This window comes from Leucobacter aridicollis (assembly GCF_013409595.1).
GTDB lineage: Bacteria > Actinomycetota > Actinomycetes > Actinomycetales > Microbacteriaceae > Leucobacter > Leucobacter aridicollis.
In genome coordinates this window covers 1,587,240-1,612,709 of sequence record NZ_JACCBD010000001.1, presented here as the reverse complement: position 1 = coordinate 1,612,709, position 25,470 = coordinate 1,587,240, and the positions used below count along the sequence as shown (strand labels likewise).

Annotated in this window: 20 protein-coding genes; 3 read left to right on the top strand and 17 right to left on the bottom strand. The window is 69.5% G+C overall.

The features are described 5' to 3' along the window. Nucleotides 1–4 precede the first annotated feature (4 nt). Together ctaC and erpA are read right to left on the bottom strand one after the other, a co-directional pair. Nucleotides 5–877: an aa3-type cytochrome oxidase subunit II gene (gene ctaC, locus BJ960_RS07400; RefSeq protein WP_121078240.1), complete on the bottom strand. Its 873-nt coding sequence runs from the start codon at nt 875–877 to the stop codon at nt 5–7. A 140-nt stretch (nt 878–1,017) separates the two neighbouring features. Next, on the bottom strand, nt 1,018–1,368 hold the full coding sequence (gene erpA / locus BJ960_RS07395) for an iron-sulfur cluster insertion protein ErpA (RefSeq protein WP_121078242.1): 351 nt from the start codon (nt 1,366–1,368) through the stop codon (nt 1,018–1,020). Nucleotides 1,369–1,588: 220 nt separating this feature from the next. On the opposite strand from erpA, the gene BJ960_RS07390 reads away from it, so the two are divergent. Continuing rightward, on the top strand, nt 1,589–2,164 hold the full coding sequence (locus BJ960_RS07390) for a DUF3043 domain-containing protein (protein WP_185986820.1): 576 nt from the start codon (nt 1,589–1,591) through the stop codon (nt 2,162–2,164). A gap of 111 nt (nt 2,165–2,275) precedes the next feature. Here BJ960_RS07390 and BJ960_RS07385 read toward each other — a convergent pair whose 3' ends face one another. Genes BJ960_RS07385 through hisD form a run of 3 tightly spaced genes read right to left on the bottom strand, consistent with a single transcriptional unit; the run spans nt 2,276 to nt 5,171 of the window. Continuing rightward, nucleotides 2,276–3,352: a quinone-dependent dihydroorotate dehydrogenase gene (locus BJ960_RS07385; RefSeq protein WP_307814737.1), complete on the bottom strand. Its 1,077-nt coding sequence runs from the start codon at nt 3,350–3,352 to the stop codon at nt 2,276–2,278. Nucleotides 3,353–3,360: 8 nt separating this feature from the next. After that, nucleotides 3,361–3,858 (bottom strand): transcriptional regulator NrdR, encoded by a 498-nt coding sequence (gene nrdR, locus BJ960_RS07380; RefSeq protein WP_185986819.1) that lies wholly within the window; start codon nt 3,856–3,858, stop codon nt 3,361–3,363. Next, nucleotides 3,858–5,171, bottom strand: coding sequence for a histidinol dehydrogenase (gene hisD / locus BJ960_RS07375; protein WP_185986818.1), 1,314 nt, complete (start codon nt 5,169–5,171; stop codon nt 3,858–3,860). The genes nrdR and hisD overlap by 1 nt, the downstream gene beginning before the upstream one ends. Nucleotides 5,172–5,360: 189 nt before the next feature. Here hisD and BJ960_RS07370 point away from each other — a divergent pair, with 189 nt between their 5' ends. Further along, nucleotides 5,361–6,113 (top strand): sulfite exporter TauE/SafE family protein, encoded by a 753-nt coding sequence (locus BJ960_RS07370; protein WP_185986817.1) that lies wholly within the window; start codon nt 5,361–5,363, stop codon nt 6,111–6,113. Nucleotides 6,114–6,125: 12 nt separating this feature from the next. Here BJ960_RS07370 and BJ960_RS07365 read toward each other — a convergent pair whose 3' ends face one another. The 5 genes from BJ960_RS07365 to BJ960_RS07345 all read right to left on the bottom strand — a co-directional run bounded on the left by BJ960_RS07365 (nt 6,126) and on the right by BJ960_RS07345 (nt 15,812). Next, nucleotides 6,126–7,721 carry a DUF7059 domain-containing protein gene (locus BJ960_RS07365; RefSeq protein WP_185986816.1) on the bottom strand — a complete coding sequence of 532 codons (1,596 nt, stop codon included), beginning with the start codon at nt 7,719–7,721 and terminating at the stop codon, nt 6,126–6,128. A 28-nt stretch (nt 7,722–7,749) separates the two neighbouring features. After that, nucleotides 7,750–8,394, bottom strand: a complete 645-nt coding sequence (locus BJ960_RS07360) for an NAD(P)-dependent oxidoreductase (RefSeq protein ID WP_185986815.1) — start codon at nt 8,392–8,394, stop codon at nt 7,750–7,752. Between the two features lie 86 nt (nt 8,395–8,480). Next, nucleotides 8,481–9,941, bottom strand: a complete 1,461-nt coding sequence (locus BJ960_RS07355) for a glutamate synthase subunit beta (RefSeq protein WP_185986814.1) — start codon at nt 9,939–9,941, stop codon at nt 8,481–8,483. Beyond that, nucleotides 9,934–14,553 (bottom strand): glutamate synthase large subunit, encoded by a 4,620-nt coding sequence (gltB, locus tag BJ960_RS07350; protein WP_237463814.1) that lies wholly within the window; start codon nt 14,551–14,553, stop codon nt 9,934–9,936. Before gltB ends, BJ960_RS07355 begins: the two co-directional genes overlap by 8 nt. A gap of 482 nt (nt 14,554–15,035) precedes the next feature. Continuing rightward, nucleotides 15,036–15,812, bottom strand: a complete 777-nt coding sequence (locus tag BJ960_RS07345; protein ID WP_121078260.1) for an SDR family oxidoreductase — start codon at nt 15,810–15,812, stop codon at nt 15,036–15,038. Between the two features lie 246 nt (nt 15,813–16,058). On the opposite strand from BJ960_RS07345, the gene BJ960_RS07340 reads away from it, so the two are divergent. Next, nucleotides 16,059–16,421: an RNA polymerase-binding protein RbpA gene (locus BJ960_RS07340; RefSeq protein WP_185986813.1), complete on the top strand. Its 363-nt coding sequence runs from the start codon at nt 16,059–16,061 to the stop codon at nt 16,419–16,421. Nucleotides 16,422–16,476: 55 nt separating this feature from the next. On the opposite strand, the gene lnt is transcribed toward BJ960_RS07340, so the two are convergent. The 7 genes from lnt to BJ960_RS16715 form a co-directional block, all read right to left on the bottom strand. Then, complete coding sequence (gene lnt, locus BJ960_RS07335) at nt 16,477–18,081, bottom strand: apolipoprotein N-acyltransferase (protein WP_185986812.1); 1,605 nt, start codon at nt 18,079–18,081, stop codon at nt 16,477–16,479. After that, nucleotides 18,078–20,384 (bottom strand): DEAD/DEAH box helicase, encoded by a 2,307-nt coding sequence (locus BJ960_RS07330; RefSeq protein WP_185986811.1) that lies wholly within the window; start codon nt 20,382–20,384, stop codon nt 18,078–18,080. The genes lnt and BJ960_RS07330 overlap by 4 nt, the downstream gene beginning before the upstream one ends. Next, entirely contained in the window at nt 20,381–21,262 is an 882-nt protein-coding gene (gene tatC / locus BJ960_RS07325) for a twin-arginine translocase subunit TatC (protein WP_237463815.1), read from the bottom strand. Before tatC ends, BJ960_RS07330 begins: the two co-directional genes overlap by 4 nt. A gap of 38 nt (nt 21,263–21,300) precedes the next feature. Continuing rightward, the gene (locus BJ960_RS07320; protein ID WP_185986810.1) at nt 21,301–22,287 is read right to left on the bottom strand and encodes a helix-turn-helix transcriptional regulator; all 987 of its coding nucleotides are present in this window, start codon (nt 22,285–22,287) and stop codon (nt 21,301–21,303) included. Continuing rightward, nucleotides 22,287–23,336: a helix-turn-helix transcriptional regulator gene (locus tag BJ960_RS17180; protein WP_185986809.1), complete on the bottom strand. Its 1,050-nt coding sequence runs from the start codon at nt 23,334–23,336 to the stop codon at nt 22,287–22,289. The genes BJ960_RS07320 and BJ960_RS17180 overlap by 1 nt, the downstream gene beginning before the upstream one ends. Nucleotides 23,337–23,349: 13 nt before the next feature. Then, entirely contained in the window at nt 23,350–24,288 is a 939-nt protein-coding gene (locus BJ960_RS07310) for a peptidylprolyl isomerase (protein ID WP_185986808.1), read from the bottom strand. A gap of 68 nt (nt 24,289–24,356) precedes the next feature. Next, nucleotides 24,357–25,442 (bottom strand): tRNA (adenine-N1)-methyltransferase, encoded by a 1,086-nt coding sequence (locus BJ960_RS16715; RefSeq protein ID WP_307814743.1) that lies wholly within the window; start codon nt 25,440–25,442, stop codon nt 24,357–24,359. Nucleotides 25,443–25,470: the final 28 nt, after the last annotated feature.

Sequence of the window (25,470 nt, the reverse complement as noted above, 5' to 3'; positions counted from 1 at the left end):
CTCGTTACTTCTTCTCGTTCTGGGCCTGAGCCTCGTCGCCGTGGAACGACTCGATGTTCGCGTTCGCCTCTTCGCCGACGCGGCCCGTGTTGCCCTCAGCGCGGAGCGACTCGACGTATGCGTCGTACTCGTCCTGCTCGACAACCTGAAGCTCGAAGAGCATCATCGAGTGGTCCTGGCCACAGAGCTCGGCGCACTTACCCATGAACGTGCCGGTTTCAGTCGGCGTGAAGCTCATGTAGTTGGTCTGGCCGGGGATCATGTCCTTCTTGTACAGGTACTCAACGACCCAGAAGGAGTGGATGACATCGCGAGTCTCCAGGCGGATCTCCGTCGTCTTGTCGACGGGGAGCATGAGCACGGGCATCGTCTCGGGGAGAGCCGAACCCTTCTCATCGGTCTTCACCTGGACGCCCTGGAAGTGGACGTCGTCGCTGATGTAGTTGAAGTCCCATGCCCAGCGCTTGCCGAACACCTCAACGACGTTCTCGGGGTTGTCGTAGCGAGCCTCGATCTTTGCCTGCTCCTGCGCGGTGAACGCGAAGAAACCAAGCACGAGGATCACGGGGACAACCGTGAAGAACGTCTCAATGGGCATGTTGTAGCGCAGCTGCACGGGAAGGCCGGTCTGGCCCTTACGGCGACGGTACGCGATGGTTGCCCAGATAATGAGGCCCCAGGTGATGACACCAACACCCAGCAGCACGATCCACGAGTTCACCCAGAGAGCGGTGATGCCCTCCGTGTGGTTCGTGGCGTGAGTGGATCCCTCGGGGAGGAAGCCGCGCTGCTGCTCAGGAGTGCAGCCAGCGAGCAGGAGAGCCGCGCCGATGGCGACTGGGGCCGCAACCCATTTGTTTACACGATTGGAACGCACCGCATACCTTTCGAATTCTTACCGGTCATTGCCCACGCAGGCAGGCGAAACTGATGACTACCTGTTAGCTTAGCGCGAACCTGAGCGTTCCCCGAACGCAAACGGGGGTGTCGCGACCAAGTGGGCAGAACATTCTTGACTTATGCGAAGCTGTCGCCGCAGGCGCATGAGCCCTGCGCGTTGGGGTTGTCGATCGTGAAGCCCTGCTTCTGGATCGTGTCCTCGAAGTCGATGGTGGCGCCCGACAGGTACGGGATGCTCATCTGGTCAACGACCACCTCGACGCCCTCGAAGTCAACGACCGCGTCGTTCTCGAGCGAGCGTTCGTCGAAGTACAGCTGGTAGATCAGGCCGGAGCAACCGCCAGGCTGCACGGCGATGCGGAGCCGCAGGTCGTCGCGGCCCTCCTGATTAAGCAGGCTGCGAACCTTGTCCTGTGCTGCTGAGCTCAGCGCGACTCCGTGCTCGCGTACTGCAGTGTCGTTACTCATGCGTTCTCCTCCGCTTTCTCGGCCACTCTTCGGATGCTCCTTGGGCCACCGATCCGCCCCGCGTGTTGTTCGCGTCCCGCGGGCTGAGCGCGCGTTGGGCAAAACAAATAGCGGTAACGAGACCGGACGTCATCAGTCTACGCCCGTTTGAGGCGCTACGCTTGGGTGAGAGACAGACTGCCCCATTGGGCGGTCAGACGAGAGGAATGCACAAGCGATCATGAGCGCTGCCAAGCGAGACGACACCGCAGGTTCGAGCCACGAGGACGCGGCTGAGGAGCTGCAGGGCAAGGGCCGCCCCACCCCCTCGCGCAAGGTTGCCCAGGCTGCGAACGCGCGCCCCATCGTGGGCTCGCAGGATAAGGAGCTGCGCAAGCAACAGCGCCAGCAGCAGAACGAGGCGCGCGAGCGTGCCCGTGCCGGAATGATGGCCGGCGAGGAGCGCTACCTCACACAGCGCGATCGCGGACCGCAGCGCCGGTTCGTTCGCGACTACGTTGACGCGCGTTGGAGCGCGGGCGAGCTACTCATCCCGGTCATGGTGATCTTCCTGGTTGTCGCGATGTTCCCGGGCTGGGTGCAGGTGTACGGCGTCTTCTTCGTCTGGGCCTTCCTCCTCTTCGCTATCGTCGACGCGTTTGCGCTCACCTTTATCTTGAAGAAGAAGCTCACTGAGAAGTTTGGCGAGGGCAACGTGCAGCCCGGCTTCAAGTGGTACGGCGCGATGCGCGCGATGCAGTTCCGCATGCTGCGGATGCCGAAGCCCCAGGTCAAGCGCCGCGAGTTCCCGAAGTAGCACTCAGCAGCCCGCGAGGCGCGAAGCGTCACGGCGAACAGCAGTGGGGCCCGGACAGATGTCCGGGCCCCACTGCTGTATTCGGGACACATGGCCCGCCGGCCAGTGCGGCTATCGCGCGGTCGCGGCCTGACGCCAGCCCGCCTTGCGCAGTCCGCGGTTGATGTCGCGGGCCCAGAGCGGCCCCTCGTAGATGAAGGCGGTGAACCCTTGCACGAGCGTCGCGCCGGCCGCGAGCCGTTCGAGCACGTCGGCGGCGGTCGTCACTCCCCCGACGGAGATCACGCAGAAGTCGACTGGGGCAGTCTGCCTGATGCGTGCGAGTACCTCGAGCGAGCGTTCCCGCAGCGGAGCGCCCGACAGCCCGCCGGCACCCATCGCCTCGACGCGTTCCGGGGATTCGCTGAGGCCCGCGCGCGAGATCGTCGTGTTCGTCGCGATGATGCCGTCGAGGCCGAGCCGCACGGCGAGTGCGACGATGCCGTCGATCTGCTCCTCCCCCATGTCAGGGGCAATCTTCACGAGCAGCGGCGTTGTGCCCGCGGCGACCTTTACTGCGGCGAGCAGCGGTTCGAGCAGCTCGAGCTCTTGCAGCCCGCGGAGACCGGGCGTGTTCGGCGAGCTCACGTTGACCGCGAGGTAGTCCGAAATCGGGGCGAGGCGCTCCGCGCTCCACACGTAGTCGGCGGTCGCGTCCTCGACCTCGGTCACGCGGCTCTTGCCGATGTTCGCCCCGATGATCGGTCGATTCCGACGGAGCCGCGCCCGCTCGATGCGCGGCACCGCGGCAGCCGAACCTTCGTTGTTGAAGCCCATGCGGTTGATGAGCCCGCCGTCTTCGACGAGCCTGAACATTCGCGGCTTCGGGTTACCGTCCTGGGCGTGGCGCGTGACCGTGCCGACCTCGACGTGCCCATACCCCAGCTCGCCGAGCCCCGCGATGCCTGCCGCGTTCTTGTCAAAGCCCGCGGCGAGCCCGAAGGGGCTCGGGAACTCAAGGCCGAGCGCCCGCACTCGCAGCGAGTCGTGTGGCTTGCAGAACCGACGCGCGAGGCCGCCGAGCAGCGGCAACCCGCGGATGACGGCAAAGGCGAGGTGGTGTGCCTGCTCGGGATCCATCCGCTTGAGCACCGTGCGAAAGAGGAGCTTGTACGGCGTCACTGCGCGCCGATCCGGGGTCGCTGTCACGTTCGTTCTCACTCCCCCGCGGCGCTCGGAGCGGCCGCGTCCTGTGATGCCGTCGGGCCGCCCCGCTTCGCCCGCAGATCGCGCACGGCAGCCTCAAAGTCGTCGAGCGAGTCAAACGACTGGTACACGCTCGCGAAGCGAAGGTATGCGACCTCGTCGAGCTCACGGAGATGCGGCAGGATCGCCACGCCGATGTCGTTAGTTTCAAACTGGGCGACGCCCGTCAGCCGGAGCGACTCCTCGACTCGCTGCGCGAGCAGCGCGAGGTCGGCCTCGGTCACCGGGCGACCCTGGCAGGCCTTGCGCACGCCGACCATCACCTTCTCGCGGCTGAACGGCTCGACGACGCCCGATCGTTTGATCACCGTCAGGCTGGCAGTTTCGGTCGTCGTGAAGCGCTTGCCGCACTCGGGGCACTGGCGTCGCCGACGAATCGACATGCCGTCGTCGGCGGTGCGCGAGTCGATGACCCGGCTGTCAGAGTGGCGGCAGAAGGGGCAGTGCATCAGTTGCCTTCCTGTTCGAAACGTGTGCTGACGGCTTCGCCGTGGGCGGGCAGGCCCTCGGCGCCGGCAAGGGCGAGCAGCGGCCCCTCCGTCGCTGCGAGGGCATCGCGGCCGTACTGAATGATCTGCTGCGGACGGAGGAACGTATGCGCGCCGAGGCCCGCAGCGAACCTGGCGGTGCCGCCAGTCGGCAGCACGTGGTTGGAGCCGGCGAGGTAGTCGCCGAGGCTCACCGGCGTGTAGCTGCCGACAAAGATCGCGCCGGCGTCGGTGATGCCGGCGAGCACCGCGGCGTCGTCGCGCGTCTGGATCTCCAGGTGCTCCGGTCCGTACGCGTTCGAGACGCGCACCGCCATCGCGAGGTCGTCGACGAGGATCGCCGCAGACTGCGGGCCCTCGAGCGCGGTTCGCACGCGCGTCGCGTGCTGCGTGCGGGGGGCCCGGAGCGCGATCTCCGCGCTCACCTTCGCGGCGAACGCCTCAGAGTCCGTGACGAGCACCGATGCGGCGGCCTCGTCGTGCTCGGCCTGGCTGATGAGGTCGGCCGCGACAAATCGGGGGTCAGCGCTATCGTCGGCGATGACGAGGATCTCAGTCGTGCCGGCCTCGGAGTCGATCCCAACCTTGCCGCTCACGACGCGCTTCGCCGCAGCGACGAACACGTTGCCCGGCCCGGTGACGACGTCGACCGGCTCGAGCCCGATGGCGGGAACCCCGTGCGCGAACGCGGCGATCGCGCCGGCCCCGCCGATCGCGTACACCTCGTCGATGCCGCACAGCGCCGCCGCCCACAACACCGCCTGGTGTGGGAGACCCGAGTTATCGGCCTGCGCGGGTGACGCGAGGGCGAGGCTGGGCACCCCGGCCGTCTGCGCGGCGACGGCGTTCATGATTACCGAGGACGGATAGGCCGCCTTACCGCCCGGGGCGTAGAGGCCGACCCGGGAGACCGGCTGCCAGCGCTGCGTAATCTGGGCGCCTGCGCCGATCTCGGTGACGACCGTGGGCGGCACCTGGGCGGCCGACCCGAGCCGGAGGCGCGAGATGAGCTCAGAGAGAGCCTCGCGCACGTCGGCGGGGCACCCGTCGAGCGATGCCGCGACAGCCTCGGCGGGAACCCTGAGCGCGTGGCCCTCGACGCGGTCGAACTCGAGCGCCTGCTCGCGAAGGGCGGCCTCGCCGTTGCGGGCGACAGCCTCGACGAGGGGCCTGACGCGCTCAACCGCGTCGTCGGCGCCGAGTGCGGCGCGGGGAACGAGAGCAAGCAGTTCGCCACGGGAGAGCTCGCGGCCGCGGAGATCGGTGGTACGCATCACCCCACCATCTTACCGAGCCAGCCGGACGCAGCCGCGCCCCCGGGCCAACCGCGCGGGCCCAAGGCGGCGCGGGACCCCGACGCCGCGCGCGGACTCTGTGAGAATGATGAACATGTTCGCGCCGATTCGATTCCTCGAGACGACCGGGACCACGACTCCCGCCGCGACGACCGCCGGGCGCGTTCGATGACGCTCACGCTCGGGCTCCTCGTTGTGCTCGTGACAATCGTCGGGTCCGCCGCGCAACGCATGGCGGGCCTCGGGTTCGCGCTGCTCGTCTCTCCCATCATGACCCTCCTGCTCGGCGGGCACGCCGGTGTGCTGCTCGTGAATATCCTCGGCGTCGTGTCGAGCGCGCTGATCCTCCCCCGCGTGTGGCGCAAGGTCGACTGGTCGATGTTCCGGTGGCTCGCGGCATTCGCGATCATCGGCGCGGGTCTCGGCGCCGTGCTCGCCGGGAGGCTCTCCCCCGACGTCATGGGCGTCGCGGTCGGCGCGATCGTGCTGCTCGCGCTCACGCTCTCCATGCTGTTCACGAGCGAGCGCTTCTCGACGGAACCGCGGTCGCCCCGCGCCCTCGCTGGCTTCCTCTCCGGCCTGACGAACGCGCTCGCCGGGGTCGGCGGCCCCGCGGTCAGCGCCTATGCGGTGCTCACGCGCTGGCCGCAGGCCTCGTTCGCCGCGACGCTTCAGCCATACTTCGTCGTCACTGGCCTCGCGTCCGCTGGCGCGAAGCTCGCGCTCGATCCGGCCGGGCTGCCCGCCACCGAGTGGTGGTTCTGGCTGATCGTCCTTGGTGCGATCCTGATCGGCATCGGTGCTGGCGAGCGTCTGCTCCGGCTCGTGACACCAGCCCAGGTGCGGCGCGTGGTGATCGTGCTCGCATGCGCCGGCGCGGCGGCGACGCTCGTGCGCGGACTCGTCGGCCTGCTCTCCTAGCTCGCGACGCTGCTATCGCGCGGGGGCCGCGAGCATGCCGAGCCACGCGAGCTCGCGGGCGCCCGCGACGAGGGCTTCGCGCGCAGCGGCCTGGTCGACCTCGAGCAGCGTCGCGAGCGCGTCGGCGATCTGCTGGAGCGTGAGGTCGCCGTCACAGGCCCCAATCGCGGCCGCGAGCAGGGTGTCTGCCGCGACACGGCGCCCGATCGGGCTGTCGACAACGAGCGTGATGGCGCTCGGCGACTCTTCGCCGGGGGTGTGGATCCGTTCCTCGCGAACGTCGTCCGCACGCACCCAGCGGGTGGCGAGCACCTCGGCGTCGGACGCCCGCTCCGCCGCGATGCCCGCCGCGAAGGTGGCGCTAAGCGCCGGGCCGAGCCCCTGAGCAGCGAGCGCGCCGGTGGCCTGGTCGGCGTGGATCACCGACGCGAGTTGGGCGTCCGGGCCCGCCGCGAAGGTTGCGCGCCGGACGTGGATCGCGCCGAGCCCGACGCTCACCACGTGGCGCGAGCCGAAGTCGTCAAGCCACGCCGCAAGCATGCCGTCGAACTCGGGCTGCCCCGGCCTGGCGCCGCCGTCGCGCGCCCAGGTCTCGGCGTACTGCACGGTGTCGACCCTGTCGCGCTCGATGACCCACGCGTCGAGCGCGTATCCGCTCCGATCGGCCGCGTCGAGGATCCAGCCGCGCACGCGCTCCAGGCCGCGACCGCCCCACTCGGTCTCCCAGTTCGCGAGGCAGACGAGTGCGCCGGCCGGCGCGAGATGGCCCGGCGCGGTACGAACGACAGTCGCGGCGAGCTCGTCGCCGGTCATGCCGCCGTCGCGGTAGTCGTAGCGTGCCCCCTCGTCCTCCGAGCGAGGCGTGATGACGAACGGCGGGTTAGAGACCACGAGCGAGAACGCTTCACCGGCGACCGGCTCGAAGAGGTTCCCCAGGCGAAACTCGATCGATCCAGCAAACCCATTGAGTTCAGCGTTGGCCGCCGCGAGCATCAGCGCGCGCTCCGAGATATCCGTCGCGACGACGCGCTCGGCCCCGAGCTCGGCGAGATGCATCGCGACGATGCCACACCCGGTGCCGAGATCGAGCGCTGACCCGCCGGCAACGGGCGGAAGCTGCGCGATCAGGGTCCGCGTCGCGCCCCCGACGCCCATGACGTGGTCGGGGCGCGCCGGGCCGCCGCGCAACTCATCGTCGAGGTCGGAGAGGATCCACCACTCGGCCGAACCGCCGCGCTCGGCCGCCCGCTCCGCCGCCCGCTCTGCCGCCTCGCCAACGAGCGCCACCGGGTTGAGCGACAGCGCAGCGCGCAGCCGCGCGTCGCCGTCCGACGCGACGAGCCCGAGCTCGCTCGCACCCGCGGACCCGAGCGCTGGCAGGGCTGCGTCGAGCGCCTCGGTGCTCACCGCTTCGCCGAGCAGGAAGAGTCGACCGAGCGTGACAAGCGGGCTCTGATCCCGCCCCGCAAGGACCCTGCGCGCGGGCGCGAACACGCCTCGCCTGCGCGCGCCCTCGGCGGTGGCTCCCCACAGCGCGGCGAGGCCGTTCAGGGAGTACTGGGCACGCGCCAGGTCGTCTCGAAGCTGGGACAGGAGTGCAACATTCACCTGCCCAGCGTACCGGCCTGCCAGGAGCTCAGTAGGCCACGGTGAACCGCTGACGGTGGTGCGCTGGCTCCTCGATCTCGTCGACGATCGCGACCCCAAAGTCGGCGCCTCCGATCGCGGACACGCCGCTCTCGTCGGTCAAGACGACGTCGCCGCCAACCCGGTACTCGCCGCGGTACTCCCCCGCGGCCCAGGGGCCGAAATCCCCGGCCGGACTCACGAAGAACCAATCGAGCTCACCATCGCGTGCGAGCAGGTCGTCGAGCACGCCGCCCATCTCCAGCGCCTCCGGCCGGAACTCGTCCCCAAATTCGGGGAGCTCGGCGAGTCGTGGGCCGCCCGCTTCCCGCTGCATCGATCCGGCGCCGCCGATCACCCCGAGACGCACGCCGGCGGCCTCCGCCTCGATCGCCAGCTCGGCGATCGCCGGGCGCAGCTTGCCGGCCATGTCGCCGCGCGGCGCGACGGCGACCACGACCACGTCGGCGCCCGCAAGCGCCGCCGCGCGGTCTGCCGGTTCGAGCAGCGAGCCGACCTTATAGGTCACGCCCGCGATCTGCGTCGCGGATTCTCTCCTCGTGAAGCTCGTCACCGGCAGGCCCCGCACGGCGGCGGCCTCAACAATGTGCGAACCCGCATAGCCGGAGCCACCAAACACTACGGTCGAAGTCATCTGTGGATCCCTTCCTCACGAAACAGCGTTACTTCTTTCGAGGATATCGCCACCGGGAATGCGGCCGGCCGCCCCGGGCTTCCGCTCTAAGCAAACGCTCGGCTGGCGGCGGTCACCGGGCTCGGCAGCACGGTCGCCCCCATGAGATAGCTGTCGACGGCCGCGGCTGCGGCGCGACCCTCGGCGATCGCCCACACGATGAGCGACTGCCCCCGCCCCGCGTCTCCCGCGACGAACACCCCTGGCTGCGGAGTGGAAAAGTCGCTCGCCCTCGCGAACGCGCCGTTCGGGTCCGTCTCGAGTACGAGGCCGGGATCCGCGATCTCCTCTGGCCCCGTGAACCCCATGGCGATGAGGACGAGGTCCGCGGGAATGTCTCGCTCCGTTCCCGGGATCGGCCCGCGGCCGGAATCGGAGAAGCCGGTCTCAGCGACCCGGAGCCCGGTCACGCGCTCGCCGTCACCGAGGAACTCGACGGTCGACGCAAGATACGCGCGTTCGCCGCCCTCCTCGTGCGAGCTCGAGACCTCGAACACCGTGGGGTGCATCGGCCACGGCTGGCCGGTCGGCCGAAGCGCACCGGGCCGCTTCCCGATCGCGAGGCTCGTCACCGACAGTGCCCCCTGCCGGTGGGCGGTGCCGACGCAGTCGGCCCCGGTGTCGCCGCCGCCGATCACGACCACGTGCTTGCCCGCCGCGGTCTCGGCGCCGCTCGCGAGCGCCTCCGCAGCGTCAGCCCCCAGCGCCCGGTTCGCCGCCGCGAGGTAGTCCATCGCCGGCAGGATTCCGGCATGCTGCCTGCCCGGCAGCACGAGTTCGCGCGGCACGGTCGCCCCGGTCGCGACCACGACTGCGTCGAAGCGGCGGCGGAGCTCGGTCCAGGACATGTCTCGCCCGATCTCAATGCCGCAGCGGAACCGCGTGCCCTCCGCCTTGAGCTGCTCGACTCGGCGAGCGACAAGCGCCTTCTCGAGCTTGAAGTCGGGAATGCCGAACCGCAACAGGCCGCCCGGCTCCTCGTCGCGTTCGTAGACCGCGACGGTGTGCCCGGCCCGGGTGAGCTGCTGTGCGGCCGCGAGCCCTGCCGGGCCCGAGCCGACAACGGCGACGGTCTTGCCGGTGAGGCGCGATGGCGGCTGCGGCGTCACCCACCCTGCCGCGAACGCCTCGTCGATGATGTGGTTTTCGATCTGCTTGATCGTGACGGCAGGCTGGTTGATGCCGAGCACGCAGGCCGACTCGCACGGCGCCGGGCACGCACGGCCCGTGAACTCGGGGAAGTTGTTCGTCGCGTGCAGCCGTTCGATCGCCTCGCGCCCGCGGTCGCGGTGCACGAGGTCGTTCCACTCGGGAATGAGGTTGCCGAGCGGGCAGCCCTGATGGCAGAAGGCAACGCCGCAATCCATACAGCGCGAGGCCTGCCTGCCAACGACGGCCTTGTCCCCCAGCTCAACGACCTCGTTCCAGTCGAGCAGCCTGAGCGCGACCGGGCGTTTCGGGGCGAGCTCGCGCTCGCGCACCTGCAGAAATCCGCGTGAATCAGCCATGAGTCGCCTCCAGAATTTCGGTCCAGACGGCGCCGCCGTCGGGGTCAACGCCCGCCGCGGCGGCGCGCGATCGGATGTCCAAGACGCGCGAGTACCCGCGCGGGATGAGTCGGGTGAAGCGGGCGAGCGTGCCCTCGGGGTCGGCCTCGAACCCGGCGATCAGGTCGGCCGCGACCGGCGAGCCGGTTTGCTCGAAGTGACGCGCGAGGAGCGCGCGGATTCGGTCGGCGACTGCGTCTCCGGCCTCGCCCGCTAGCTCGGCCTCGCCGAAGCGCTGCAGCTGCAGGGCGCCCGCGGCGAGCTCGGCGGAGTTCACGGTGCTCGGATCGAGGTCGAGAATCACCGCTTCTCCCCCGGACATTCCGGCCCCAAGGTTTCGACCCGTCTCGCCCAGGATGAGGGCGAAGCCGCCCGTGAAGTACTCGAGCGCGTGATCGCCAACGCCCTCGACCACGGCCGTTGCCCCGGAGCCGCGCACGAGGAACCGTTCGCCGACGGAACCGGCGATCCAGATCGACCCGCTCGTCGCGCCGTACCCAATCACGTTGCCGGCGAGGACGCTCTCCCCCGGCGCGGTCTCCTGGCCGCCGGCGCGATGCGGACGGATCGTGACCTCTCCACCGGACAGCCCCTTCGCAACATAGTCGTTCGCCTCGCCGACGAGGCGGAGCGTGATGCCAGCCGGGAGGAACGCTCCGAGCGATTGCCCGGCGGACCCCGTGAGCGTCACGTCGATCGTCTCGGGAGCGAGTCCCTGCGAACCGAACCGGCGGGTCACCTCGTGACCGAGCATCGTGCCGACCGCGCGGTCGCCGTTGCCGATGGGGAGGTCGATGACCACGGGCTCGCTGCGCTCCAGCGCGTCGCCGGAGAGCCCAATGAGCTGGGTGTCGAAATGCGCGTCAAGCTCGTGATCCTGCGCGGTGCCATTTCGGCGCGGCTCGGATGCAGAAAACGCGGGCCCGCGGAGCACGCCGGACAGGTCGAGGCCCTCCGCCTTCCAGTGTCGCACCGCCTCGTCGACGTCGAGCGCCGCGGTGTCGCCCACCGCCTCGTCGAGCGTGCGGTACCCGAGGCTCGCGAGGATCTCCCGGACCTCCTCCGCGATGAACGTGAAGAAGTTCACGATGTGCTCGGCCTGCCCGGTGAACCGCTCGCGCAGCTCGGGGTTCTGTGTTGCGACGCCGACCGGGCAGGTGTCGAGGTGGCACACCCGCATCATGATGCAGCCGGAGACGACGAGCGGCGCGGTCGCGAAGCCGAACTCCTCGGCGCCGAGGAGTGCGGCGATGACGACGTCGCGCCCGGTCTTCAGCTGCCCATCCGCCTGCACGACGACCCGCTCGCGGAGTCCGTTGAGCATGAGCGTCTGCTGGACCTCGGCGAGGCCGAGCTCCCACGGGGAACCGGCATGCTTGAGCGAGTTCATGGGGCTCGCGCCGGTGCCGCCGTCGTGCCCCGAGACGAGGATCACGTCCGAGAGCGCCTTCGCGACGCCCGCGGCGACGGGCCCGATCCCGCTCTGCGCGACGAGCTTCGTCGAGATCCGCGCGGCCGGGTTCGCGCGCTTGAGGTCGAAGATGAGCTGCTTCAAGTCCTCGATCGAGTAGATGTCGTGGTGGGGCGGCGGCGAGATGAGGCCGACGCCCGGCGTCGCGTGCCTGGTGCGCGCGATCCACGGGTACATTTTCCCGGGCGGGAGCTGCCCGCCCTCGCCCGGCTTCGCGCCCTGCGCGAGCTTGATCTGGATCTCGTCCGCGTGCGTCAGGTACATGCTCGTCACGCCGAACCGCCCAGAGGCGACCTGTTTGATCGCCGAGCGCCGCTCGGGGTCGAGCAGCCGCTCCTCAGCCTCGCCGCCCTCGCCCGTGTTCGAGCGGCCGCCGAGCCGGTTCATCGCGATCGCGAGGGTCTCGTGCGCCTCGGGCGAGATCGAGCCGTAGCTCATCGCGCCCGTCGCAAACCGCTTCACGATCTCGGACACTGGCTCAACGCTCTCGAGGGGAACCGCCGCACGCTGCGGCGAGAACGTGAAGAGCCCGCGGAGCGTCATCAGCCGTTCCTGCTGTTCGTTCACGCGCGACGTGTACTCCGCGAAGATCTCGCGCTTGCCGGTGCGCGTCGCGTGCTGCAGCTTGAAGATCGTCTCCGGGTCGAAGAGGTGGGGCTCCTCGCCGCGGCGCCACCGGTACTCGCCGCCCGTGTTGAGGCGTTCGTGCGCGAGCGGGGCGGCGTCGTCGGGGTACGCCGCGCGATGGCGTGCGGCGACCTCCGCGGCCAGCACGTCGAGCCCGACCCCGCCGAGCTTCGACGTCGTCCCGGTGAAGTAGCGCTCGACAACGTCGGGAGCGAGCCCAATCGCCTCGAACGTCTGCGCGCCGCAGTACGACGACACCGTCGAGATGCCCATCTTGCTCATGACTTTCAGGAGCCCCTTGCCGAGCGCGAGGATGAGCTTCGAGGTGGCTTCTTCCTCGGTCACACCCGAGATCGTCCCGTCGCGAACGAGCAGGCTCACGCTCTCCATCGCGAGGTAGGGGTTCACCGCGGCCGCTCCGTAGCCGACGAGTGTCGCGACGTGGTGCACCTCGCGGACGTCGCCAGCCTCAGCGATGAGGGCGACCCGCATGCGCTCCCCCTCGCGGATGAGGTGGTGGTGCACGGCAGACACTGCGAGCAGTGTGGGAACCGGGGCGAGATCCTTGTTCGAGTCGCGGTCCGAGAGGATGAGGAACTCGGCGCCCGCGGCGATCGCGGCGCTCGCCTCGCGGCACATCGCGTCGAGCCTGTCCGCGAGCCCGCGCGCCCCGTAGTCGACGGGATACAGCCCGCGGATCGTGACGGACCGCTCACGCTCGGGGTCCGTGCCGAAGTGCTGGATCCGCGCGAGCGCGTCGTTGTTGATGACCGGGAAGTCGAGGATCACCTGGCGCGCGTGCTCCGCGGACTCCGCGAGCAGGTTCTGCTGCGGGCCGATACCGGTGCGCAGGCTCGTGACGAGCTCCTCGCGAAGCGCATCGAGCGGCGGGTTCGTCACCTGCGCGAATTGCTGCACAAAGTAGTCGTGTACGTGGCGCGGGCGCTCCGCGAGCACGGCGATCGGCGTGTCCGAGCCCATCGCGGAGAGCGGCTCGCCGCCGGTGAGCGCCATCGGGGTGAGGATCAGCCGCAGCTCCTCCTCGGTGTAGCCGAACGTGCGCTGGCGCCTCGCAACCGAGGCTGGCGGGTGCACGAGCGGCTCGCGCTCGGGCTCGTCCGCGAGCCGGATGCGGCCGGCGTCGAGCCACTCGCCCCAGGGTGCCAGTTCGGCGAGCTCGCGCTTCACCTCGGCGTCGCCGCGCACGTCGCCGGTCTCCACGTTCACGGCAAGCATCCGGCCCGGCCGAAGCCTGCCCCGCCTGGCGACGCGCTCGGGATCGAAGTCGAGCACGCCCGCCTCGCTGGCGATGACGAGCAGGCCGTCGGTCGTGACGAGGTACCTGCCCGGGCGGAGCCCGTTCCGGTCGAGCAGCGCGACGATCTCGGTGCCGTCGGTGGCGATCATCGCGGCGGGCCCGTCCCACGGCTCCATGACGAGCGAGTGATACTCGAGGAAATTCTCGAGCTGCGGGTCGAGCGCGGTGTTCGATTCCCAGGCCTCCGGCACCATCATCGCGAGGGCGTGCGGCAATGATCGTCCGCCCATCACGAGCAGTTCGAGGACCTCGTCGAAGCTTGCCGAGTCGCTTCCGCCAGGCGAGCAGATCGGCAGCAGGGGTTCGACGTCGCCGAGCACGTCGGCTTCGAGCTGGGCCTCGCGTGCGCGCATCCAGTTCCGGTTTCCACGCACCGTGTTGATCTCGCCGTTGTGCGCCACGAGCCGCAGCGGCTGCGCAAGATGCCAGGACGGGAACGTGTTCGTCGAGTAGCGCGAGTGCACGATCGCGTACCGGGTCTCGAAGCGCGGGTCACTGAGATCGTCGTAGAACCCGGGCAGCTGGAGCGTCGTCACCATGCCCTTGTAGACGATGGTGCGCGCCGACAGCGACGGCAGGTAGCAGCCTGTCTCGTGCTGGATGCGCTTCCTGGCCCTGAATGCTCGCCGCTCGAGCAGCTGCGTGTCCATCGGGCCTGCGGCCGATTCGAGCACGAGCTGCTCGATCTCGGGCGCCGCGTCGAGCGCGCTCTGGCCGAGCACGTCCGCGGTGACCGGAACGGGGAGCCAGGCGACGACGCCGAGCCCCTCGTCAGCGGCGATGCTCGCGATCCGGTACTTCGCGGCGCGGGGTTCGGTCGAGGACTGTGGCAGGAACACGAGCCCCGCCGCGTAGGCCCCCGGTTCGGGTTCGGGCACGCCGGCGGCGACGCAACGCTCGCGGATGAGCCGGTGCGGGAGCTCGCTGAGGATGCCGGCGCCGTCACCGGTACCAGCATCAGAGCCGACCGCGCCACGGTGCTCGAGATTCTCGAGCGCCGAGAGCGCCAGCGTGACGATCTCGTGGGACGGGCCGCCCGTCAGCGAGATAACCGATGCGAGGCCGCAGGCGTCATGCTCTTCCGCCGGATCGTAGAGTCCGATCGCGGGCGGAAGCTGATGGCTAGTGATGCGTGCGGGGTCCATCGATGTGCGCATCGACGTCCTCTCTCTCGGCGGGACGTCGGCGACCCGGTCGGAGCAGTTCGCCGGTCTGCCGGCCCGACGCTGCGAGCCCGCGTCTCAGGAACTGCGGGGGTACGAATCTAGCACTCGTTTATTCGGCGAAACGAATCGAACGATGCGCTTTCTACAGACATCACAGATTCGAGCACGCATTTCCCGCAGATTCTGCGCCTGTTGGGGCTCATTGCCGCACATCACGCCGTGGAGCTGGCCACCCCGCCTGCCCCGCAGCCCGGCCTCCCTGCGGCCCGGCCTCCCCAGGGCACCACCAATAGCAATGCGATCTGCCGCAGATATGCCCCAGACTCAAGTTTTGGGGATACCTACGGCAGATCGCAGGGATTCGGGCTCACAGCCCGGCTGGCACAGCCCGCAGAGATTCGGGCTCACAGCCTGACTGTCGCAGCCCGCAGCGTTGCGGCCTGTCGGGCCTGGACCCGCGGCCGCCGGCAGAACTAGCCGCCGAAGCTCGACACGTCACCAACCAGGCGAGTGTTGTCCTCGGGAACCTCGTCGACTGCCGCGCGCGCGACCTCCGCAGCGAACTCGGCAACGTTGTAGAGCTTGCCTGCCTGCTCGCGGCGCTCCTCGATGGCTCCCGGGTTCATGCGGTTGAGCAGTGTCGCGGTCACGGTGCCCTCGATCATGTCGCCTGACACGACGACAAAGCCGATACCGCGCTCGGCGAGCTCCGGGATCCGCTCGCGGAGCGCGTCCTCGCCGGCACGCTTCGACAGCGCGACAGCCTCGTACTCGGGCATCGTCGGGGTCGTGCGGATGAAGTGCGCCTGGTGGCTCGTCACAAAGACAACGCGCGATCCCTCACCCATGAGCGGCAGCGCCGCATCGAGCACGCGCAGCTGCGCGTCGCGGTTGAGCTGCAGGGCGTAGTCCTCAGCCATGCCGCCTTCCATTCCGCCCGAGGCGTTCAGCACGAGGATGTCGAGCCCACCGAACTCGCTCCGGATCGCCTCCATCATGTCGGCGACCGACTGCTCATCGGTGAGGTCCGCGCCCTGCACCAGCGCACGCACACCGAGTTCGCGAAGCTGCGTGCCGAGCTTCTCCGCGCGCGGCGCCTTGTTCCGGAAGTTCACGACGACGTCGGCCCCGGCCTCAGCGAAGTAGCGAACGGTGTCTGCACCCACGCCACGCGAGGACCCGGTGACGAGAGCCCGGCGGCCTTCCAGGCTCTTGGCTTCAAGCGGCGGGGTGGCTACGGTCTCAGTCACAGTATGAATTCCTCAGCGTGCAAATAGGTTGACGATTGATCGTGTCCAAGCGTAGTCCACAACCCTGCCCCGGCGAGTATGCCCCGCGCGCGACCGGGCCAGGCCCGCCGCGGCCCGATCCGGATGACGCTGGCGGCGAAAAGGGGGTGTACTCGGCGCTCAAATCGCGATACGCTGCCAAGAACTCGGCGGCAGAGCCCTACCCCCGCGGCTCACCCCATCGCCGCCGATGGCGAGGGAGGCTTCATGGCCGATCGAACACTCAAAGGCTCACGAATCGGTTCGACCAGCTTGCAGGGCGAGACTGGAGTTGAACTCTCGCCGCGCCGCAAGGTCGAGTACGTCACCGACAAGGGCGTGGTGTTCTCCGTTGTGTTTGATGCAGACGCCGAGCCGCCGCCGGAATGGATCGACCAGCGCAGCGGCGAGATCGGCTTTCTCGACGACGAAGCCGGGCGCACCGCCCGCGCCGAACTCGAGGCCAAGGAGAACTCGCAGCGCACGCCATGGGACATGCTCATCGAACGGCGCACTCGTGAGGAGCTCGAGGAGCTGCTCGCCGAGCGGCTGAAACTCCTCCGAGCGCGCCGCGGCACGACCGAGCAGTAGCGCCCCGAACCGGAGCCGCCCGTGCGCGAAGCGTGCGAGCGGCGCCCGGCCGAGGCTACATGCGGCGGACCCGCACGTACACCGCGATCCCGATCCCTGCGAGGCCCGCGGCCATCCACATCGCCGAGACGAGCGCCCCGTATGCGAGCGCGGGGGTCTCCCCCGCCACGAGCGGCACGGTCGCGGTCATCGCGCCCCGGGTGAACGGCTCAAGCCCGTCGATGTCCTGACCGTCGGGGCCGATGATGCGACTCGTTCCGACCGTCGAGATGTTCACCAGCGCTCTGCCGGTCTCGATCGCGCGCAAGCGCGCAATCTGCAGCTGCTGGACGCTCTCGTCAGTGCGCCCGAAGTCGGCGTTGTTTGTCGGCGCGAAGATCACCTCTGCGCCGTTGCCGACCATCTGCTCCGCCTGATCGTCAAAGATGATGTCGAAGCAGATCGCCACGCCAGCGACGACCTCCCGGCCCAGGGCGTCGAACCCGTGCACCGGCGCGAACTCCCCGGCCTCGTACTCGAGCTGCACGAGGTCAACGAGGTCCGGCGCGAGCGCGCGGAAGAAGCTCCGGTTCGGCATGTACTCGGCGAATGGCACGGGGAATCGCTTGTCATAGCGGGTCCCCGCGTCAGACTCGGCCTGGCCCTCCGGCCCCCACACGACCGAACTGTTCGTGTAGGTGCCGTCCTCGTTCGCGAGCACGGAGCCGACGATGATCGGCGCGTCGGCCCGCCTCGAGAGCAGCGCGACCTCTCTCCCCCGGAGCGGGTTGTCGGTGAGGCCGAACTCGGCGGAGTTCTCCGGCCACAGAATCACGTCGACGCGGTCGCCGGTTGCCTCGAGCTCATCGAGCAACTCCTCGGTGCCGCGCACGTGATCGGCGTACACGTCCCCGGATTCTCGGTCGTCGAAGATGCCCGACTTCGAGTTGCCCTGCACGGCAGCGACGCGGAGGCTGCCTGTCTGCTCGAGCGCAGCGGGCGGCACGAGCGCGAGCACCCCGAGCGCGACGACGACACCGCCGACGAGCAGCGCGCCGCGACGGGCCCCGAAACACGCGCCAACACAGAGCGCGACGGCGAACGCCATCACGCCGCTGAGTCCGGCGAACCCCACCCACGACACGAGCGCCCCGAACGGACTGTCGGCGAAGACGTGTGCGACGCGCCCCCACGGGAACCCGCCGTAGGGCCAGCTCCCCTGGATACCCTCCCGGAGCACCCAGATGCCCGCCGCAGCGACCGCCTGCACGACGACCAGGCCGAGCCGCACGGTGCGCTGCGCTCCCGATGCCGTGCGTCGCCGCAGCCAGAGCCTCGATATCGCCCGCGTCGCGGCGCCCGTCGCTAACCCCTGGAGCACGAACCAGGCGGTCATCACGACTCCGAGCCCGAGCCACGGCACGGGCCCGAGGTACAGCGTCAACCACTGCAGGTGGGTGAGCCAAAAGGTCGCACCGGCGACGAGCCCGGCGAGCGCGGCGACGCCCGCTCGTTGTTGCCACCAGGATGCGAGGATCAGCGCGACGGCAGGAAAGACGAGCGGCCAGAGCGCGGCGCCCGGGTTCGCGAGGTCGAACAGCAGGCCGCCCGCTGCGGACGCTGGCAGCGCAAGCCACCAGGGCAACCGGGCGGGCTGCGGACGCGTGGAGCCATCGATCATGACGAGCTCGAGGTCTCCACGATCCCGCGCCGGATCGAACGCTTGGCGTCGCGGGCGAGCGCCGCGAGCAGCCCAAACCGGGTCGACTCGTGCTCGAGCGCATCGAGCGACAACGCGACCTCGCACGCCTGGGCGACCTGATCGAGCATGTCGATGGTCTGCTTGGTCCAGCGCACGAAGTCGCCAGCCCCCACGCCACTGGACTCAAGCACCCGCTCGAGCGTCGCGCCCTTCGACCAGTCGTACATGGCGGCGGCGAGACCTGCATGGGGCATGTCCGCCCGCGGCAACCGGTAGCGGTCGGCGAGGTCGTCGAGCTCGACCCAGCGGTTGATCACCCTGTCGAACGCCTGCGCGAACTTGCCGCCGGGGCCGCGTTCGCCGCCCTCGTCGTCGCGTCGCGGCTCGTAACTCAGCGCACAGCACATCGCGGCGAGTCCGCTCGCGTCGAGCCCACGCCAGAGATCGTCGCGGATGCACTCGGCGACGAGCAGGTCGCGGTCGCCGTAGATCCGCCGAAGCAGTTCGCCGTACGGGGCGACGGTGAGCTCACCCGTCCGCGTCTCGCCATCGAGATAGCCGAGTTCGAGCAGCTCCTCGACGACGCGCTCAAATGTTCGGGCAATCGTGCCAGTGCGGTTCGCGACCTGGCGCCTGCCGCGCTCGAGCTGCCTGCGGAGCTTGCGGGCGCGATCCTCCCAGCGCTTCTTGTCGGACCCGTGGGCGCGCGCTGCGGCCGCCTCATAGCCCTTGAGCGAGGACTGGGCGGCCTGGAGCTCCCGCGCCTGGTCGACGACCGCTCGGTCTGCCTGGAACTGCGCAAACGACAGTTCGAGCGTGTCTCGGGCCTGAACGTAGCTCAGGCGCTGCAGCAGATTCACGGCCATGTTGGCGGTCGGGCGGAACGTCGACTTCACGGGGAACGAGCGCGTTCCCGCGAGCTGGCTCAGCTCCTCGACGTCGACCGCGTCGCTCCAGACGACCACCGAGTGCCCCTCGACGTCGATGCCGCGCCTGCCGGCGCGTCCGGTCAGCTGCGTGAACTCCCCCGAGGTGAGCGGCACGCGCTGCTCACCGTTGAACTTGTCGAGCCGCTCGATCACGACGGCCCGGGCCGGCATGTTGATGCCGAGCGCGAGCGTCTCGGTCGCGAACACCAGCTTCACGAGGCGACGCTGAAAGAGCTGCTCGACGACGGCCTTGAAGGCTGGCAGCAGCCCGGCGTGGTGCGCGGCGACGCCACGTTCGAGCCCGGCAAGCCACTCGCGCGTCTCCAGCACGCGGCGATCCTCATCGCTGAGCGTGTCGATGAGCTGCTGGGCGACCCGCCGAATCTCGGCGCGCTCCTCGCGGTTCGTGAGGGCGATGCCGTCGTACAGGCACTGCCGCACGGCCTGGTCGCAACCGTTGCGGCTGAAGATGAAGACGATCGCAGGAAGGAGCTTCGTCTCGTCCAGCGCGCGGGCGATGTCGGCGCGCGAGATGCGACGGGTTCGGCGCTGCGGCGGGCCGCCCCGCGACCGGCGCCTGTCGCCGCCGCGGCCACCCCGGCCGCGATTGCCGAGCATCCGCAGTTCGGGGTTGACTTTCCCACCACGCGCGAGCTCGCCCTGCTTGTCGACAAACAGCGGCAGGAGCTCCTTGCTCGTGAGCACGTGCTGATAGAGCGGCACCGGGCGCACCTCGGAGAGCACCACGTCGGTCTCGCCGCGCACCGCGTGCATCCAGTCACCGAATTCCTCGGCGTTCGAGACCGTCGCCGACAGCGACACGAGCCGAACGCGCTTGGGCAGGTGCAGGATGATCTCCTCCCACACCGCCCCGCGGAAGCGGTCGCCGAGGTAGTGCACCTCGTCGAGCACGACGAAGGCGAGGTCGGCGAGCGTGTCTGAGTCCGCGTAGATCATGTTGCGGAGCACCTCGGTCGTCATCACCACGATCGGCGCATCGCCGCGGATGTTCACGTCGCCGGTGAGGAGCCCGACCTCGTCCTCGCCGTACTCCTCGCACAGCTCGTGGAACTTCTGGTTCGACAGCGCCTTGATCGGCGCCGTGTAGAAGATCTTGGCGTCGCGTTCGCGCCGGGCGAGGTAGACGGCGAACTCGGCGACGGTGGTCTTGCCCGAGCCGGTCGGGGCCGCCACGAGCACGCTGCGCCCGGCCTCGAGCCGCTCGCAGGCGTTGCGCTGGAACGGGTCGAGCGGGTACTCAAGGCGCGACTCGAAGTGCGCGAGCGCGGAGTCAGTTGGGGCGTGCGCGGCCGGGTCAACCGGCGCTACTGGCTGAGCTGGCGTGTCATTCACGTGTCTGTGTTTGCCTCTCGGGGCTGAGTGGGCCGGGCAGTCGGGGTGTCGTCGTCATCGAGTTCCCTGAGATCGGGGGCGCTGAGGTCGACGCCGTACTCGGCGAACTCCGCAGCGCGCCGCTTGTCGACGCGGCGGTCGTGCAGCATCGCGATGCCGACCGCGATGAAGTAGAGCAGCACCATGGGCACGGCGAGGAGGAACATGCTCCAGAGGTCTGCCGCCGGCGTGGTGAGGGCGGCGAAGAGCACGATGATGAGGATCGCGACGCGCCAGCCCTTGAGAATCGTCTTGCCGCGAATGATCCCGACGAAGTTCAGCATCACGAGGACGACGGGCATCACGAAGCCGACACCGACTGCCAGCATGAGTTTCACCGAGAAGTCGATGTAGAGCCTGGCGCTCAAGAAGAACGCGTCCTCTGACGGCTGGAACGTCGACATCAGCCGGACGATGTTCGGCAGCACCGACCAGGCCGCGTAGACCCCGGCGAGGAACAGCGGAACGGCGGCCGCGAGGAACCCGACGCCGTACAGCTTTTCCTTGCGGTTGAGTCCTGGCGCGAGGAACGCCCACACCTGGTACAGCCAGATCGGAGCGGAGATCACGACCGCGATAAACAGCGCGATCTGGATCCGCAGGTCGAACGCCTCGGTGATCGCACCGTACGTGAGGGTCGCGTTGCGCCCCTGCAGTTGGAGCGCGTTGATCGGCTCCCGCAGCATGTCCCACACCCAGTCGACGGCGAGGAAGCCGCCGACGAGGCCGATAGCGAGCCCAATCGCGACGTAGATCAGGCGCTTTCGGAGTTCGACGAGGTGCTCGCCAAGGCTCATTCGCCCTTCCCGGTTGCGCGGCTCGCGTCCCTCTTTCGCCATGGCGTCAGTGTATCGTTTTCTGGCTGGCGGCCGCCGCGCTACTCGCCGTACGCGCGGAGGGCGGACTCGGCCCACTCGCTCACGGCGGCGCGGGCCGCGAGCGGGGCGACAATCTCGATCTCCCCAGGCCCGTGCTGCGCGAGCCGGACCGCTGCGCCGGGATGCCAGGCGTCGACGCGCACCAGGCAGGTCCCCTCGGGCAGCGCACGCTCGTGCTTCGCGACGACCTCGGGGGCGAAGCCGCGGATCGCGCCAAGCAGACGCGTCGGAACGACGGCGAGGATCTCGGTTCCCGAGCGCTCGGCGAGTGCGCCGGAGGGAGCCGGGGACGCGGCCTCGCCACCGGCGACGCTCAGGTCGCTGATCTGGGCGACGCTCAGGTCGCTGATCTGGGCGACGCTGAACGTGCGGTCGGCGTCGCGTTCGACGTTGTAGCCGTGCAGGTACCAGGTGCCCTCGCGGTCGGTGAGCGACGCGGGATCGACCGTTCGCGCGCTCTCGGCGCCGGCGGCGTCGCGGTAGGAGAACCGCAGGCGGTCGCCGCGCTCGATGGCACCGACGATGAGCGAAAGGTTGCTGTCGGCGTCGCCCTGAGACACCGCGACCGAGGGCACCGGGGTCGACCCCATGGCGGCGCCGAGGCGCGCACCGAGGTCCGCCGCCACCTGGGCATCAGCCGGGGCAAGGAGCGGCTTGAGGGCGGCGAGCCCGGCGAGCAGCGCTGCGGTCTCGACGCCCGTAAATCGGGGTGTGTCGTCGATCGCGACGGTCTGCGTGAGCGAGACGGTGTCGCGCTCCTCGAACTCGTCCCAATCAATGTCGAATAGGTCGTTGTGCTGGTAGGACAGCGTCTCTCCGGGAATGCCAGCGGTGCCGAGGAACCCGATGAGGCTCCGAAGCATCCGCGGTTCGACCTCGAAGGTGCGCGCAAGCTCGGGAATGGGCGTCGGGCCGTGCTCCCGGAGGTAGGGCACAAGCGACAGCAGCAGCAGCACCTTGTCGCTTGCGAGCAGTGGTCTCGCCATCAGCGGCTCCCCCCGTCAGGCTCGGTGACGGGCGAGCTCGCTCCCCCGCCGTGCGTCGCGTCGACCGCGCGCAGCAGGTCGATCGCGCGGGCGCGCAGCTCCGGCGGTTCGAGGGCGACGGCGTCCGAGCCGTAGCTCGCGATGATCGCGGCGAGCTCGTGCAGGTCGACCGTGCCGAACTCGAGCACGCGCGATCCGGCGTCCTCCGAGCGCACCTGAGCGCCGCGTGCCAAGCGAGCGTCTGCGCGCGAGTGCGTCCGCACGCGGACCGTCACGCGGGTGGCGAGCTGGAGCTCGTGCATGTCGCTCACCGCGCGCTCGATGAGCGCCGCGGGCGCGCTCGGCCGATCGGGGTCGTCGTCCGCGGGCAGGCACACACTGACGGGCCCCGAGATCCGGGCAAGCAAGAAGACGCGCGTCGCGGCCCGGTGCGCGTCGAACGCGATGAGGTGCCACCGCCCCTCGAACCGGTGGAGCTGCAGCGGGTAGACGCGCCGCGTGAGGGGCGTGTCGCGGTCTGGAAGCTGATAGTCGAACTCGACGAGCTGCCCCGCCTCCACGGCGGCGAGCAGCGCGGGCGCCGAGGGCTCAGCCGTGCCGAAGCCCGCGTTCACGCCGATGCTCAGCGCGTCGCGGCCGCCGCCAAGCGACTCGAGCTTCATCGCGGCGCGTCTGGCGTCGTCCGTGAGGCTCCCCTCGCGCCAGGCGAGCACCGCCATGCGGAGCATCATGAGCTCCCTGTCGGTGAATGTCAGACCCGCGGGGACCTGGAGCGCCGCCTTCGAGATCCGGTAGCGCGTGTGCTGGTTGTTGCCCGGCTCACCCGGGGAGTCGACAGCCTCGACGGGGATGCCGAGCTCGCGCAGCTGCTCCTTGTCGCGCTCGAACTGGCGCTCGAGCGATGCCCGCTGCGCGTCCTCGCGATACCTGTCGGAGTAGCCGTACACCGACGAGAGCAGCTCGTGCTTCGTCAGACCGCTCGTGCTCGCAACGAGTGCGAGCACGAGACTGAAGACGCGTTCTTCGCTCGGAACCTTCGACCGGGCCACTGGTGACCCCGCGTTATCCCACCGCGAGAATGTCGAGCACCATCACGCGGGCGTTGTCCCCGCCCTCGGTGACGACGACCTGCGAGCCGACCTTCTTACCCGTGAGCTCCTCGCGGAAGGCGAGACCCTGCGCCTCGGATTCGGTCTCGCCTGGGAGCAGCTGCGGCCCGCCGGCGGTCCAGGTGTTCGAGAGCACCGAGCCGTCCCAGCTCACGGCGAGCATCTGCACGAGCAGCCGCCCCTCCGCCGGAACAGTTTCACCCTTGCCTGCGATGCGCACGCCGGACTCGATCCCGACAGGCGCATCCCGCGGGGGAAGCACGACGCCGGGCACACCGTTCTCGTCGGTGACGACCGCGGGGAAGCCGTTCGGCAGCCCCTTCGAGCGGCCCGAAGCCTGGAGGTCGGACACACCCTCGACATCCATCACGGCGATGAGCGCCGCCTCCGGGGTGCCACCGATCTGCTGACGCAGCGGCAGCGCATCCTCCGGGCTCAGCGCGAGCACGACGCGCTCACCGGGGACCGCGCACTCGACGGCCGCGGTGAGCGGGTTCATCGACTCGTCCGAAACCATGAAGAACTCGTTCGTCGAGTTCTGCCCGCCGAACCCGGCGCTTTCGAACAGCTTCTCGCCGGTGCCCTGATCGTAGAACGCGAAGTTCACCGAGGCGATCGTGTTGTTGCCTGCCGGCTGTGCGCCAGCCTTCACGGCGGCGCTGTCGACGATCGACCGCTGCGACACCGACGCGTCGGTATCTGCGGGGATCGAGACCTCAGGCACGGTGCCAAACCCGCCGAGCACGACGACGCTGTCGCTCAGCGCGCCAGCGCCAAGCGTCGGGGTGCAGTCGGCGCGATCGACAACGACTGTGTCAGCCGAGCTGCAGCCGGTGAGGACTGCAGCGGAAACAGCAACGGTGAGGACCGCTGGGGCAATGCGACGAAGCATGGAACACCTCTCGAGTGCGTCGAATGCGAACCTGGCCATCCTACCGGGTGCGCGCTGGGGGTCTGGTCTTACTGGCTGCGCTCGTCGGGCGCGGTCTCGGCGGCTTCCGCCGCGTCCGCCGTGTCCGTCACGCCCTCGCTGGTGCCGACGCGGTGATCCGCGATCCGCTTGGCCTCGCGCGCCTTCTTGCGGAGGATCTTGTCGCTCTTCACGAGCTGGCCGACGTTCTCCTCGCTCCACGCGCCGGGGTCGCCGTCGGCGCCCATGTCGGGCAGCCAGCTCGCCATGTCGGCGTCGGTGAAGTCACTCTTCGACGCGCGGCGCTTCAGGCTCGGCAGGTTCGTCCCGGGAGCGAGCTTGCGCGCGGTGACGAGGAAGCCGGTGTGTCCGACCATCCGGTGATCGGGACGCACCGCGAGGCCCTCGACGTGCCAACCGCGGACCATCGTCTCCGACGCCTGCGGGTGCGTGAACAGCCCCGAGCGCCGGAACTCCTCGACGGTGCGCGAGAGCTGCGTGACGGTCGCGACGTAGCAGATCACGACGCCGCCGGGCGCGAGCGCCTCGGCGGTCACGCCGACGCACTCCCACGGCGCGAGCATGTCGAGCACCACGCGGTCGACGGAACCCGACTCGAGCGCGCTCGGCAGGGCCTCCTGGAGGTCGCCGACGCGCACCGTCCAGTTCGCGGGATCCTCACCGGCGTAGGCGCGGGCGTTCGCGCGCGCGATGTCGGCGAACTCTTCGCGCCGCTCGAACGAGTGCACCTCACCCTCGGGCCCGACCGCGCGCAGCAGGTGGAGCGAGAGCGCGCCGGAGCCGACGCCTGCCTCAACGACCCGCGCGCCAGGGAAGATGTCGGCGAGCGAGATGATCTGCGCCGCGTCCTTCGGGTAGACGATCGCCGCGCCGCGCGGCATCGACATCACGAAGTCGGAGAGCAGCGGTCGCAGGGCGAGGTACTCCTCGCCGTTGCTGTTCGCGATGACCGACGCGTCGGGGACGCCGACGATGTCGTCGTGCCGGATCATGCCCTTGTGGCTGTGGAACTCTCCGCCGGCCTCGAGCGTGATCGTGTTCATCCGCCCCTTCGGGCCCGTGAGCTGCACGCGGTCGCCGAGCTGGAATGGCCCGCGAAGTGCGGGGGTTGCCACGGCAGCGGCGGCCGGAGCCGCGGTGTCC

Bases quoted from the DNA above. Each gene is read 5' to 3' on its own strand.
- erpA (WP_121078242.1), bottom strand. From the start codon at position 1,368: ATGAGTAACGACACTGCAGTACGCGAGCACGGAGTCGCGCTGAGCTCA.
- BJ960_RS07390 (WP_185986820.1), top strand. From the start codon at position 1,589: ATGAGCGCTGCCAAGCGAGACGACACCGCAGGTTCGAGCCACGAGGAC.
- nrdR (WP_185986819.1), bottom strand. From the start codon at position 3,858: ATGCACTGCCCCTTCTGCCGCCACTCTGACAGCCGGGTCATCGACTCG.
- hisD (WP_185986818.1), bottom strand. From the start codon at position 5,171: ATGCGTACCACCGATCTCCGCGGCCGCGAGCTCTCCCGTGGCGAACTG.
- BJ960_RS07370 (WP_185986817.1), top strand. From the start codon at position 5,361: ATGACGCTCACGCTCGGGCTCCTCGTTGTGCTCGTGACAATCGTCGGG.
- BJ960_RS07360 (WP_185986815.1), bottom strand. From the start codon at position 8,394: ATGACTTCGACCGTAGTGTTTGGTGGCTCCGGCTATGCGGGTTCGCAC.
- BJ960_RS07355 (WP_185986814.1), bottom strand. From the start codon at position 9,941: ATGGCTGATTCACGCGGATTTCTGCAGGTGCGCGAGCGCGAGCTCGCC.
- gltB (WP_237463814.1), bottom strand. From the start codon at position 14,553: ATGCGCACATCGATGGACCCCGCACGCATCACTAGCCATCAGCTTCCG.
- BJ960_RS07340 (WP_185986813.1), top strand. From the start codon at position 16,059: ATGGCCGATCGAACACTCAAAGGCTCACGAATCGGTTCGACCAGCTTG.
- lnt (WP_185986812.1), bottom strand. From the start codon at position 18,081: ATGATCGATGGCTCCACGCGTCCGCAGCCCGCCCGGTTGCCCTGGTGG.
- tatC (WP_237463815.1), bottom strand. From the start codon at position 21,262: ATGGCGAAAGAGGGACGCGAGCCGCGCAACCGGGAAGGGCGAATGAGC.
- BJ960_RS07320 (WP_185986810.1), bottom strand. From the start codon at position 22,287: ATGGCGAGACCACTGCTCGCAAGCGACAAGGTGCTGCTGCTGCTGTCG.
- BJ960_RS07310 (WP_185986808.1), bottom strand. From the start codon at position 24,288: ATGCTTCGTCGCATTGCCCCAGCGGTCCTCACCGTTGCTGTTTCCGCT.